The organism is Lysinibacillus sp. G1-3 (assembly GCF_056322905.1).
On the sequence record NZ_JBWHYQ010000024.1, the window covers coordinates 11,793 to 24,639 of the forward strand.

Genomic DNA, 12,847 nt, shown 5'->3' on the forward strand with positions numbered 1-12,847 from the left:
AATATTGTGTAAAGAAGTTAAAGGTTATCTTTACTTTTTCTTTATTATCATTTAAAGATTATGAATAGGGTAGTAGAGATGTAGGAATTGGAGCGAATACAATTGACAATAGATTGGCAAAGTATACTATTTCAATTTTTAGGCGGTTTAGGAGTCTTTTTATTTTCCATTAAATTCATGGGGGATGGGCTCCAAAAATCGGCAGATGATCGACTGCGTGAATGGTTGAATCGATTTACAACAAATCCTCTAATGGGCGTGTTAGTGGGTATAGTTGTAACGATTTGTATCCAGTCGAGCTCTGCAACGACGGTGATTACGGTTGGGCTAGTGAGTGCAGGGTTTTTAACATTACGACAAGCAATCGGTGTCATTATGGGAGCTAATATTGGCACGACAATTACCGCATTTATTATTGGTATAAATATCGGCATTTATTTTTATCCGTTATTAGCGATTGGTGCAGGGATGTTATTTTTCTTTAAGAAAGCTACCTTTCAGTATATCGGACAAATATTATTTGGCTTCGGGGGATTATTTTTAGGATTAGAGTTAATGAGTGCAAGCATGCAGTCACTACATCAATTAGCTGATTTTAAATCATTAACGCTTCAGCTAAGCAATCTGCCCGTTGTAGGAATTTTTTTAGGCGCAATTTTTACATTGCTTGTTCAAAGCTCAACAGCGACTGTTGGTGTGCTACAGGGCTTATACGCTGAGCATTTAATTGGCTTAGATAGTGCTCTACCTATTTTATTTGGTGAAAATATAGGCACGACCGTTACAGCAGTATTAGCTTCAATAGGTGCTTCTATATATGCTAAACGTGCGGCAGCGGCACATGTGTTATTTAATATTATAGGTACAATCATTTTCATGTTGTTCTTTACACCTTTTATGCAGTACGTTCTATGGATTAGTGGGCTATTCCATTTAGAGCCGAAAATGCAAATAGCGATAGCGCATGGCTCATTCAACATTATTAATATGATGATCCAGCTGCCATTTATCGGAGGATTGGCTGCACTTGTCACGAAGATAGTACCTGGGAGTGATGGCAATATTGATGTGACAACGAAACATTTAGATCCGTCATTCATCGATTCCTCTCCAGCGATTGCACTTGGTCAAGCGAAGGAGGAAGTACTACGTATGGGGGAGCACGCGCTTCGTGGTTTAGAAGAAACATTTTTATATATGAAAACAGGTGAGGCTACTTATATTCCTACAGTTTTACAACTAGAAGTAGCGCTCAATCATTTAGACAAGGAAATTACAAATTATTTAGTAATGGTGTCTAAGCAGCCACTTTCTCGCGCAGACTCAGTAAGACACCATACACTTCTAACAAATGTACGGGACATTGAGCGTATTGGCGATCATTTTGAAAATATTTTAGAGCTTTTACAATATAAAGATCATCATGAGGTAACTTTAAGTAAGTCAGCACGACAAGATTTAATAGGGATGTTTAGCTTAGCGATTGAAGCTGTACGAAAGAGCATTGCGGCACTGGATACAGCTAGTTTGAGCTTGGCGCAGGAAGTAACAGAGCTCGAAAGTTTGATAGATGATATGGAAGATAAGCTTAGACAAAAGCATATTGCACGCTTAAATACAAATGAGTGTAATGGAGCTGCGGGAATCGTCTATACGGATATCGTTAGCAATTTAGAGCGAATAGGAGATCATGCTGTAAATATAGCTGACTCTATTTTAGGAATTAGAAATTAGATCAATTTCGCTCTGGCGTAATTGCGTCTGGGTTTTGAATTGTGCCCGCACAATTCATTCCTTTCAAAAGACATGTCATCCGCCGGAGGCCAACACGATGTTGGTCACTCAGTCGTCGCCACAGGATGTGGCGTTCTTAGACTGAGTTCCTCTATTTCAGTAGGTGTTTGGACACTCACTGAAAAGGACCCGTATCCCCATCTATAGGTGGGAATCATATGTAGCTGCCACATTACTTTCGCTACAAAAACATTTGTAACTGACGTTGCATTTACGATACAAATACAACTGCTGAATGAAGATAAATGAAACCTTCAGCTTAGTAAATCCGTATGAAAGGCACTGCGCAATCCGGCAGGTTAAATAGAAATTTGAGGATTTCTTTGTTGAGAATGAGCTATCTATGCCTTTATTAGTTACGAGGAAACAGCCCAACTCTATCGCGCATAGAGGAAATCAGGACTTCTAATTATCTAACTGGATGCACGACAAAAGGAGAGGTTTTTTATGGAAGTTGTAGGCTGGATATTAGTGATTGCCTGCTTTATCATTTCATTTGTTGGATTGGTATACCCAATCATTCCAGGGGTGCTTTTTTTACTTGGTGGTTTTTTAGTATATGGATTATTTTTTTCATTTGCAGAGTTAAGCTGGTTGTTCTGGGCGAGTGAAATTATTTTTGTTGTCATATTATTTGTTGCTGATTCTGTAGCAAATGCCTTTGGTATTAAGAAATTCGGTGGCTCCACTGCAGGTATGTGGGGCAGTACTATTGGTTTATTGATTGGCCCGTTCGTCATTCCGGTTCTAGGAATAATAGTAGGTCCATTTTTAGGAGCGGTAATTGCAGAGTTAATGGTAGAGCGTCGTCCATTTGGAGAGGCTATAAAAAGCGGTGTTGGCTCTCTCGTTGGCTTCTTAACATCGACACTTGCAAAAGCTGTGATTCAAATCGTCATGATTGTTGTGTTCTTTATAGCGATATGATTTTCTTCCCTAAGACGTTTAACAATTAAAGAAACAGGTTAGGATAGTAATCGTATTGGCTTTTCAGTCAAAAGGCTGAAATCTTTAATTTGAAGTATTTTTCGTTGAATGGTTTGACCAATTTTGATAATCTAAGAATGTATTAATTATTTCTTTACTTTAGGAGGAACTTAACAATGGCTTATGTATTACCACAATTAGCTTACGCTTATGACGCATTAGAACCACATATCGATGCAAAAACAATGGAAATTCACCATTCAAAACACCACAATACTTATGTAACAAACTTAAACGCAGCAGTAGAAGGCACAGAGTTTGCTGAAAAAGACATTAACGAACTTATCGCAAACATGGATGCTCTTCCAGCTGACAAACAAACTGCTGTTCGTAACAATGGTGGCGGACATGCTAACCATACATTATTCTGGGAAGTAATCGCTCCAGGCGGTTCAAACACTCCAGTTGGCGAAGTAGCAAAAGCAATCGATGCTAAATTCGGTTCTTTCGATGCATTCAAAGAAGAGTTTGCAAAAGCTGCTACAACTCGCTTCGGTTCAGGTTGGGCTTGGTTAATCGTTGATGGTAACTCAGTTGCTGTTACATCTACTCCAAACCAAGACTCTCCAGTTATGGAAGGTAAAAAGCCAGTCCTAGGTTTAGATGTTTGGGAGCATGCTTACTACTTAAACTACCAAAACCGTCGTCCAGATTACATCGGCGCATTCTGGAACGTAGTAAACTGGGATGTAGTAGAAGCTAAATTCCAAGCTGCAAAATAATCTCTATTTAGTTAAAAGGCTATGCCACGGTGTTGTATCACCGAGACATAGCCTTTTTTGCTGTTTTTTAGGTTCTATACTGGTTGGGGAAGTTCCAATACGCTCGCTAAAAAATTGGCAGCCAGTCGGTTAATTGAAAGGGGCGTTCATCAAAACTGTTTGAAGAAGTTTTATATTGTGCCTCACCCTTCCAATAATTTATGTAAAAACATTTTTCAAGTAATCAATAAAAAACAGAAACTTTTCATCTTAAAATGCCGTCAAATAAATGATGTTTTCAAACAAAAATTCACAAGTACATGCTTTCCTGACGTACCTTCGAATGGTATACTAAGTATCGTGTATTTAAATTGTAATTAGATGAGGAGGGGAATACATATGCGCAAAGCACCGGGAAAAAACCGCGCGACGAATGTTAAAGCAAAACATCACTCTAATTTAACATTTCGTATGAATGTCCTTTTCTTTGCTATATTTATCGTATTTTCGTTGCTAATTTTTAGGCTTGGCTATATGCAGATTGTAAAAGGGGAAGATTATGTACGCGAATTAGAGCGTAAAGAAGAGGTACCTGTTAATACAAGTGTGCCAAGGGGACGTATGTATGATCGATACGGACGTATTTTAGTGGATAACCAACCAGAAAATGCTATTACGTATACGAAAATGCCGACGACAACAACTGAAGAAATGCTGGAAATAGCGGAAAAGCTGGCACAATTGATTGAGCAGCCTATAAACCGTGTCACTTTACGTGATAAGCAGGATTTTTGGATTATTAAAAATCATGACGCTGCCTATGAAAAAGTAACAGATGCAGAAGAAAAGAAAATTAGAGCCCAAGAAAATATTTCGACAAGTCAAATCAATGGAGAGATAGATAAACTTGTTCGTGAACGAATTACAAACGAAGAATTATTACAACTGACAGACAAGGATATGGAAGTATTAGCAATTTTCCGAGAGATGGTATCAGGCTACAATTTATCACCGCAAATTATTAAGAGTGAAAATGTATCAGATAGTGAATTTGCAATTGTCTCTGAGCGTTTAACTGAACTACCAGGTGTTAACACAACAACGGACTGGAAGCGTTTGAAATTATCATCACTCGCTATTTTAGGACGCACAACCGTACCAGCAAAAGGGATTCCGAAAGAAAAGCTGAATTATTATTTAGCTCGAGATTATTCACGAAATGACCGTGTTGGTGAAAGTTATATTGAAGCGCAATATGAAGATTTACTGCAAGGACAAAAAACCGTTGTTAAAAATATTACGAATAAAAAAGGGCAAGTAGTCGATACCGTTACGACTTATGAGGGTAAACCTGGTAATGATTTAGTCTTAACACTGGATAGCGAGTTAACAGCTGAAATTGACAAAATTGTTGAGGAAGAATTGCTTAAAGCAAAATCACAAGGAGCTTCAGCTTTACTTGATCGTGCCTTTTTAGTTATGATGGACCCAAATACAGGCGATGTTATATCAATGAATGGTAAAAAAATCGAAAAAAATCCTGAAACAGGTAAGAATGAAGTCGTTGATTATTCGTATGGAACGTTTACAACAGCTTATGAGGCAGGTTCTGCAGTTAAGGCAGCAACATTGCTAACTGGTTATAGCCAAGGAGTAATAACACCAAGTACTGTATTAGGCGATGAACCAATCCAATTATTAAATACACCAGTAAAAAAATCTGTTTTTAACCAGGGTGGTTATATTTCAATGGATGGTTTAAGAGCCTTGGAGCAATCTTCTAACGTTTATATGTTTAAAACAGCTTTGCTTATTAATGGAACACCATATAGCTATAAGATGCCACTTCGTTTAAATGACGATACATTCCCAAAAATGCGTAATTCTTATGCACAATTCGGGTTAGGTGTAAAAACAGGAATTGATTTACCAAATGAAGTTACTGGGGTACAAGGTCCGACTGGTCCAACCTATGGGGGTAAAGCACTCGACTTAGCTATTGGACAGTATGATACGTATACACCGTTACAATTGGCACAGTATATCTCGACAATTGCAAATGGTGGCTATCGCATTCAGCCACATGTTGTGAAGGAGGTACGTGAACCATCAACTGATGGGCAATCGCTAGGCCAATTAGTAACAGAAATAGGACCAACAGTTTTAAATCAGATTAATAACTCATCAGATGAAATTAACTATGTAAAACAAGGGTTACGTCGTGTTTATACAGGCGCAAATGGTACAGCAAAAAGATATTTTGCAAATGCACCATATACAGCAGCAGGAAAAACAGGAACAGCTGAAGTAATGTATTACGGGGATTTACGACAGTATAGGGGTCAGTATTCACTTACTTATACACATGTAGGCTTTGCCCCTTATGAGAATCCTGAAATTGCCTATGCCGTAGTTATTCCTTGGGCTTCAACAAACCCTAGACAACCTTTTTCGGCTAATAATGAGATTGCAAGAAGAGCTGTAGATAAATATTTTGAGTTAAAAGCAAAATATAACACTGAAAAAGTGACAGATAGTAATGTAAAACAACCAATTTTACCTGCTATTACACAAGACAAAATTGGTGAAGATGAGCAAAAATAAGAGAAAACCGCTAGTGCATTTCAATGCCTAGCGGTTTTTTTACAGTTTCAGAGTATTATTGAATACCCGCGAAAAAACCACGGTATGAAAAAATCATAACTTTCATACCGTGGTTTATTTATTCTTCAATGGAAGACTTATTGTACAGATAATTGTTGAATTGCAATTTCAAATTGTTGTTTCGGTTTTATTCCATAAAGCTCTATATTATTACAAAAATAAGACTCTACCATAAAATCAACGGCTTCCTGTAGAGTATATTCCCGATGATCCATAATAAGTGTTAAATATGTTTTGAAGTAATTGGCATTTTGTACTTTTGCATGTTTAATCACAAAGTCAAACTCCTCTTAAATTATTTCCTGACGCAATTGCTTATTATAGCATCTTTCCATTAGGACGCAAGTTTATCCTCACTTTGAAGAATGCTCCTACCTCTGAAGGTAGTGAGTTTCATACAGCTGTGGTTCCTTTCAGAGGGGAGCAAGCACCTAAGTAAATAGAGGAACCCAGTCTAAGTAGGTCCCATACCGTGGCAATTTATCTATAACGACAGCACAAATAAGTCAATTGTAAATCTATCTTTACAATCATTTACAAAACATTACATTCCTTTACGTCTCTTTTACGAACTGTTTATACGACTTCAACAATTAGTCATTATAGTAAAGATTGTAAGACAAACAACTATAAAATGTTAATGACGGGGGCAAATGAGATGAAAAAGTGGAAGTACTTAACGATGACAGCGGTAATGGGGTCAGCATTAATGCTTGGCGCATGTGGTAGCGACTCTGCACAAAAAGGTAACAATGCAGAAACAAACGCACCAGCGAGCTCAGGACAAGACGCTGCAGATGAAAAACTGCAAGGGGCTGTATCTGGAGATGGTTCATCAACAGTCGCACCTATTATTGAAGCAGTTGTTGAAGAATATGCAGGGACTCAACCGAATGTCAAAGTATCGGTAGGTGTTTCGGGTACTGGTGGTGGCTTTGAAAAATTCATCGCAGGTGAGACAGACTTTTCAAATGCATCTCGTCCAGTAAAAGATGAAGAGAAAGCAAAACTAGAGAAAGCAGGAATTGCTTTTACAGAGCTTCCTGTAGCATATGATGGTTTATCAGTAGTCGTGAATCCTGAAAATGATTGGGCAAAGGATTTAACAGTAGACCAATTAAAGAAAATTTGGGTTGAGGATGGGAAAGAGAAAAAATGGTCTGATATCGATCCATCGTGGCCAAATGAAAAAATAGTCTACTACTCACCTGGTACTGACTCAGGGACGTACGATTATTTTGATGAAGTCATTTTAGACGGCGCTGATCTAGCAAAATCAGCAACATTATCAGAGGATGATAACATGCTAGTTCAAGGTGTAGCAGGTGACAAAAACGCAATCGGCTTCTTTGGCTACGCTTATTACCTAGAAAATAAAGATAAATTAGGCATTGTAAATATAAATGGTGTTGAGCCAACAAATGAATCAATTGAATCTGGTGAATACGAACCGCTTTCACGACCATTATTTGTCTATGTGAAAAATAGCGCGATGAAAGATAACGAAGCAGCATACGATTTCGTCAAATTTACACTTGAAAACGCAGGAGATATGGCAGAAGCAGTAGGTTATGTCAGTCTACCAGAAGATAAATATAGTGAAGCTTTAAAAACATTAGAAGGCTTAAAATAAGTAGACATGCATAGAGGGAAAGAGATGTATGCTCTTTCCCTCTCTTATTTGAAAGGAGCACCCAATGGTTTCTCAAAAAGAAAACAAGACATCATCTGTGCAGCAATTAATTGCAAATTCGCGCAATCAAAAAACGAAGAAAATAGTGGAAAAAGCAATGCCAGCACTATTATTTTCTGCAGCTCTTATCTCAATATTGACGACATTTGGCATTGTTTTCACCCTTATTTTTGAAACGTTTGAATTCTTTAAACGTGTTTCGATTACGGATTTCCTATTTGGTACACAGTGGCTACCGTTTTCAGGAAAGGAACCGTTATTTGGGATATTACCTTTAATCGCTGGAACATTGAAAGTCACACTTATTGCAGTTGCCGTAGCAGTTCCGTTTGGCATAGCTTCAGCTATTTATTTAAGTGAATATGCAAGTGAAAAAGTAAGACGTACAGTTAAGCCTATTTTAGAAGTGTTAGCGGGAGTACCAACAATCGTTTATGGCTTCTTTGCATTAACATTTGTAACGCCGATGTTACAGCAAATTATTCCAGGATTAAAACTTTTTAATGCACTTAGTCCAGGGATTGTTGTAGGGATTATGATTTTGCCAATGATTACGTCACTTTCTGAGGATGCGATGTCATCGGTCCCAAATAGTATGCGTGAAGGTGCTTTAGCTCTTGGAGCAACAAAGTTTGAAGTAGCTATAAAAGTAGTATTACCTGCAGCATTATCAGGTATTGTCGCTTCAGTTGTTCTCGCCATTTCCCGGGCAATTGGAGAAACTATGATTGTGTCGCTAGCAGGTGGATCAACGCCTAAATTTGATTTAAATGTGACCGATTCGATTCAAACGATGACTGCGTATATTGTGCAAGTTGCAACCGGAGACGCTGGTTATGGTACGACAATTTATTATTCTATTTATTCAGTCGGATTCACATTATTTATCTTTACTTTAGTGATGAATTTACTAGCCCACTATATTTCGAAACGCTTCAGGGAGGTTTACTAGCATGCGCTATATGAATGACAGGGTCGTCATGAAACGAATGACAAAGCGTATTACATTCAATAAAGTTTGGAAGTCATTTTTCTTCTTAGCAACAACCTTTGCTTTAGTGACGCTTGTTATTTTGCTTTACCGCATAGTAACACAAGGTGTTGACTATTTATCCATCGATTTTTTAACAAATTTTGCTTCACGTTTTGCAGATAAAGCGGGCGTTAAGGCAGCTTTAATAGGCTCACTTTGGCTGATGGCAGTCGTCGCTCCAGTATCGATACTATTAGGTGTAGGGACTGCGATTTATTTAGAGGAGTATGCAAAGAAAAATAGACTAAATGATTTTATTCGTATGAATATCTCGAACTTAGCAGGTGTTCCTTCCATTGTTTTTGGTTTACTTGGGTTAACAATTTTTGTTCGAATGCTGGGACTAGGAAAAAGTGTTTTAGCTGCCGGCTTAACAATGAGTTTGTTAATTTTGCCAGTGATCATTGTTGCCGCGCAGGAGGCGATTCGTGCAGTACCGAATGAACAACGAGAAGCTTCTTATGGTATGGGTGCGACAAAATGGCAAACAATCGTGAATGTTGTGCTACCAGCAGCCATTCCTGGGATTTTAACGGGAAGTATATTAGCAATGTCTCGTGCGATTGGTGAAACAGCACCACTAGTAGTTATAGGTATTCCAGTTATTTTACAATTTTTACCTAACGGGTTATTAAGTCAATTCACAGCTTTGCCAATGCAAATATACGATTGGGCAAAACGTCCGCAAGAGGCATTTCAATATGTAGCGGCAGCCGGTATTTTAGTCCTTATGACAGTGCTGTTACTGATGAACTCTATTGCCATCTTTATTCGAAATAAATTCCAAAAACGTTATTAATGAGGTGACCTTATGGTACTGGGTATTAAAGAGGAAAAATCAATTGTCAAATCCGTTCATACGGCTACAAAGCCATCTGCTGATTTCGCTAAAAAAATAGTATACGATACACGTAATTTGAATTTGTGGTATGGGGATCATCATGGTTTAAAAGACATCAACTTAAGCATCTATGAAAATGAAGTAACAGCTATAATTGGACCTTCTGGCTGTGGGAAATCTACTTATTTAAAAACATTAAATAGGATGGTAGAGCTTGTACCGAGTGTTCGAACATCAGGGGAAATAGTTTATCGTGAGCGCAATATTTTAGATAAAAGCTATACGGTCGAAGAATTACGTACCCGAGTAGGTATGGTATTCCAGAAGCCAAATCCATTCCCAAAGTCTATCTACGATAATATTGCATATGGTCCACGTATTCATGGCATTAAAAATAAGAAGATTCTTGATGAGATTGTCGAAAAGTCTTTACGAGGTGCGGCAATTTGGGATGAAGTAAAGGATCGCTTAAATCAAAATGCATATGGCCTTTCAGGCGGACAGCAACAACGAATCTGTATTGCGCGTTGTTTAGCGATTGAACCAGATGTTATTTTAATGGATGAGCCAACATCCGCACTTGATCCGATTTCTACATTAAAAGTCGAGGAGCTTGTACAAGAGCTGAAAAAAGATTATTCAATTATTATTGTGACACATAATATGCAACAAGCAGCGCGTATTTCCGATCGTACAGCATTTTTCCTGAGTGGAGAGGTTGTTGAATACGATAAAACAGACGTTATCTTCCAAACACCAGCAGATCAACGTACTGAAGATTATATTTCAGGTCGATTCGGCTAAGGAGGAGCAGTAAATGGTAGTGCGTGAACGTTTTGAACAGGAATTAAAAGAAGTCCAAGAACAATTTATTGAGATTGCTAATAAAAGTGTCAACGCTCTTAAATTAGCATTTGAAGCATTATTAAATCAGGATTTAGAGACATCTTTAAAAATTCTTGAGGACGATTTAATCATCAATCGTCTTGAAGAAGAAATCAATGATCATGTTATTTTAATGATTGCGAAGCAGCAGCCAGTAGCTACTGATTTACGACGTCTCATGGTGCTTGTCAAAGCGGCATCTGATATGGAAAGAGTAGGGGACTATGCAGTTAATATTGCAAAAGAAACGATTCGTATAGGAAAAGAGCCCCTAGTCTTTCCTACAACAAATTTGCAAACGATGTGTAATAAGACTGTAGAAATGCTCGAAAGTATTATTAAAGCTTTTACAGAGGAAGATACTTCTCATGCCAAGGAAATTGCTGAGCTAGATGATTATGTTGATGATTTATATGGAGCGACAGTAACGCTATTGCTACGTGCCGGAGCTGAAAATCCAGCACATATTTCTCAAATCACACACCTAACATTCGTTTGCCGATATTTAGAGCGCTCAGCTGACCATGCAACAAATATTGCTGAACATTTATTCTACTTAGTCAAAGGAAAACATTATGAATTAAATAATTAGTAACCGGAGAGCCAATTATAGGCTCTTTTTAGTTTGTCGACATAAGAATAAGCTCATCCAGAAGGAGTTGCCACTCTCCATGAAAAAGCAACAGTTCCTAACGAAAGTATGAGTAAACATAAAACTTTATTCATTAGGACTAACGTTTGTTGTGCAGTCAGATAAGAGCCAACTATAGGCTCTTTTTTTCATAGTGTTGAAAAACAAACGCTTAAGGGGATTTTTTGTAAATATGGTGTAGCCACTTTGTTAACACCCCACTTTTGCACATATAACCAATGCTATTGATGCTTCATTTTCGCACATGAAAAAATGCTGAAGTTTTATTTTATTACTAAAATTACTGTCATGCTAGAAGATACATACTAAGTGAAATTAACCCCTCTCCTTGCTGAAGAGCCGTATTTTATTAATACTTTAACAGCAACATTTTATTAAAAATAGCGTCAAAATACTGTATGCTTTATTGTATTGTCAAAAAATTATTTTGGTTATACTATAGACATTATCCGAAAAAATGTACTGAGGTGGTGCTGTTTCGTGAAAGACGCTGTAGAATCACTCATAGAGAAATTTGATCTGGAATTCACACCAGAACAACGAGACTTTTTACGTTTTCTATATGAAAACTTACATCTTGAGGAATTAAGTGACAAAGAACAAAGTTTTTTTATTGACTATTTTTACAAGAGTGAAACATTACGAAATATGGCAGCATTTGCACTTGAATTGGCAGATATCATGCGTGAAATTTGCGAACTTATACCAGCTATTGAGAAAGCCGAACGATTGACCAATGGAAAAGAGCAACGCTTGTATAATGAGCGAAAGTGGCAGATAGCTAGGCGTCAAAAACTAAGTCGTCAAACAATAAAAAAAGGAAATATCCTATATGTTCCTTTTGAAGAATACAAAGAAGAAACAGGTCCAATTATTATCTGTCTTGAACAAACAACAGGAATGGCTGCATATTCTGAACTTTGTAAAAGCATAATTTTACCGTTATTTATGAACGCGCACCGTGAACAGCGCGATTTATATATCGTTCCATATGACTGTCAAATTCATGTGCATTATCGATTCGAAAACGGTCATTTAAATTTATCAGATTTTAAGGGTTTTATTGAATATAAGGCAAAAGGAGAAGCTGCCATTCTGCCAGTACTTCATTTTGTAAAAGGCTTGCTTCAAGAAAATCAGCATTGTACAGAAGCGGATATTATCATTTTTACAGAAGGTACACCAATCGATGGACAGCATCTCGTTGGAAAACAAGCGAAAGCTTTACTTGAGGAAATGAAGCGTAAGTACCATGCTGAATTTTCGGTTATCGCTATGCATGAACATAATTTTAACGAGCAGCAATTTTGGTTCGCCAACAAGGCTTTTTTTGCGGATGACGCTATTCAATAAAAAGGAGCTGATCGTAGTGTTGATTGGCCTCTTTTTTTGTGGTAAAGGAAACTAGAGATTTTTTACCTTGGATAACCTAAGCATAGTCGGCGTCAAGGCTAAAGTGTTACATCCTCGAGGTCGTTTCGATCCCTCGGGCAAAAGTGATGGAGCGTTTCCTTTTGCTTCGGGCTCTCCAGCACTTGTCGGATGTAAACGAGCGCAATAGCGCATTTATTTTGAATATACATAGTAGTTAGAGGAG

11 protein-coding genes are annotated in these 12,847 nt (G+C 37.7%); 10 read left to right on the forward strand and 1 reads right to left on the reverse strand.

The annotated features are described in order from the left end of the window. The first annotated feature begins 102 nt into the window (after positions 1-102). The 4 genes from ACVYAD_RS21525 to ACVYAD_RS21540 all read left to right on the forward strand — a co-directional run bounded on the left by ACVYAD_RS21525 (position 103) and on the right by ACVYAD_RS21540 (position 6,086). Positions 103-1,734 carry a Na/Pi cotransporter family protein gene (locus tag ACVYAD_RS21525; protein ID WP_476427894.1) on the forward strand — a complete coding sequence of 544 codons (1,632 nt, stop codon included), beginning with the start codon at positions 103-105 and terminating at the stop codon, positions 1,732-1,734. A gap of 507 nt (positions 1,735-2,241) precedes the next feature. Next, the gene (locus tag ACVYAD_RS21530) at positions 2,242-2,721 is read left to right on the forward strand and encodes a DUF456 domain-containing protein (RefSeq protein ID WP_476427895.1); all 480 of its coding nucleotides are present in this window, start codon (positions 2,242-2,244) and stop codon (positions 2,719-2,721) included. A 176-nt stretch (positions 2,722-2,897) separates the two neighbouring features. After that, a complete protein-coding gene (locus tag ACVYAD_RS21535) occupies positions 2,898-3,503 on the forward strand; it encodes a superoxide dismutase (RefSeq protein ID WP_476427896.1) in 606 nt (201 codons plus the stop codon). A gap of 378 nt (positions 3,504-3,881) precedes the next feature. Continuing rightward, the gene (locus ACVYAD_RS21540; RefSeq protein ID WP_476427897.1) at positions 3,882-6,086 is read left to right on the forward strand and encodes a peptidoglycan D,D-transpeptidase FtsI family protein; all 2,205 of its coding nucleotides are present in this window, start codon (positions 3,882-3,884) and stop codon (positions 6,084-6,086) included. 137 nt (positions 6,087-6,223) lie between these two features. On the opposite strand, the gene ACVYAD_RS21545 is transcribed toward ACVYAD_RS21540, so the two are convergent. Continuing rightward, positions 6,224-6,421: a hypothetical protein gene (locus ACVYAD_RS21545; protein WP_349660333.1), complete on the reverse strand. Its 198-nt coding sequence runs from the start codon at positions 6,419-6,421 to the stop codon at positions 6,224-6,226. A 383-nt stretch (positions 6,422-6,804) separates the two neighbouring features. Here ACVYAD_RS21545 and ACVYAD_RS21550 point away from each other — a divergent pair, with 383 nt between their 5' ends. From ACVYAD_RS21550 to ACVYAD_RS21575, 6 genes are all read left to right on the forward strand, one after another. Beyond that, a complete protein-coding gene (locus ACVYAD_RS21550) occupies positions 6,805-7,779 on the forward strand; it encodes a PstS family phosphate ABC transporter substrate-binding protein (protein ID WP_349660332.1) in 975 nt (324 codons plus the stop codon). Positions 7,780-7,843: 64 nt separating this feature from the next. Then, a complete protein-coding gene (gene pstC / locus ACVYAD_RS21555; RefSeq protein WP_349660331.1) occupies positions 7,844-8,791 on the forward strand; it encodes a phosphate ABC transporter permease subunit PstC in 948 nt (315 codons plus the stop codon). Position 8,792: 1 nt separating this feature from the next. Continuing rightward, positions 8,793-9,671 (forward strand): phosphate ABC transporter permease PstA, encoded by an 879-nt coding sequence (gene pstA / locus ACVYAD_RS21560; protein ID WP_476427898.1) that lies wholly within the window; start codon positions 8,793-8,795, stop codon positions 9,669-9,671. Positions 9,672-9,683: 12 nt separating this feature from the next. Beyond that, the gene (gene pstB, locus ACVYAD_RS21565) at positions 9,684-10,517 is read left to right on the forward strand and encodes a phosphate ABC transporter ATP-binding protein PstB (RefSeq protein WP_349660329.1); all 834 of its coding nucleotides are present in this window, start codon (positions 9,684-9,686) and stop codon (positions 10,515-10,517) included. A gap of 13 nt (positions 10,518-10,530) precedes the next feature. Further along, positions 10,531-11,190, forward strand: a complete 660-nt coding sequence (gene phoU, locus ACVYAD_RS21570) for a phosphate signaling complex protein PhoU (protein ID WP_349660328.1) — start codon at positions 10,531-10,533, stop codon at positions 11,188-11,190. Between the two features lie 540 nt (positions 11,191-11,730). Beyond that, the gene (locus ACVYAD_RS21575; protein ID WP_349660327.1) at positions 11,731-12,603 is read left to right on the forward strand and encodes a vWA domain-containing protein; all 873 of its coding nucleotides are present in this window, start codon (positions 11,731-11,733) and stop codon (positions 12,601-12,603) included. The last annotated feature ends 244 nt before the right edge of the window (positions 12,604-12,847 follow it).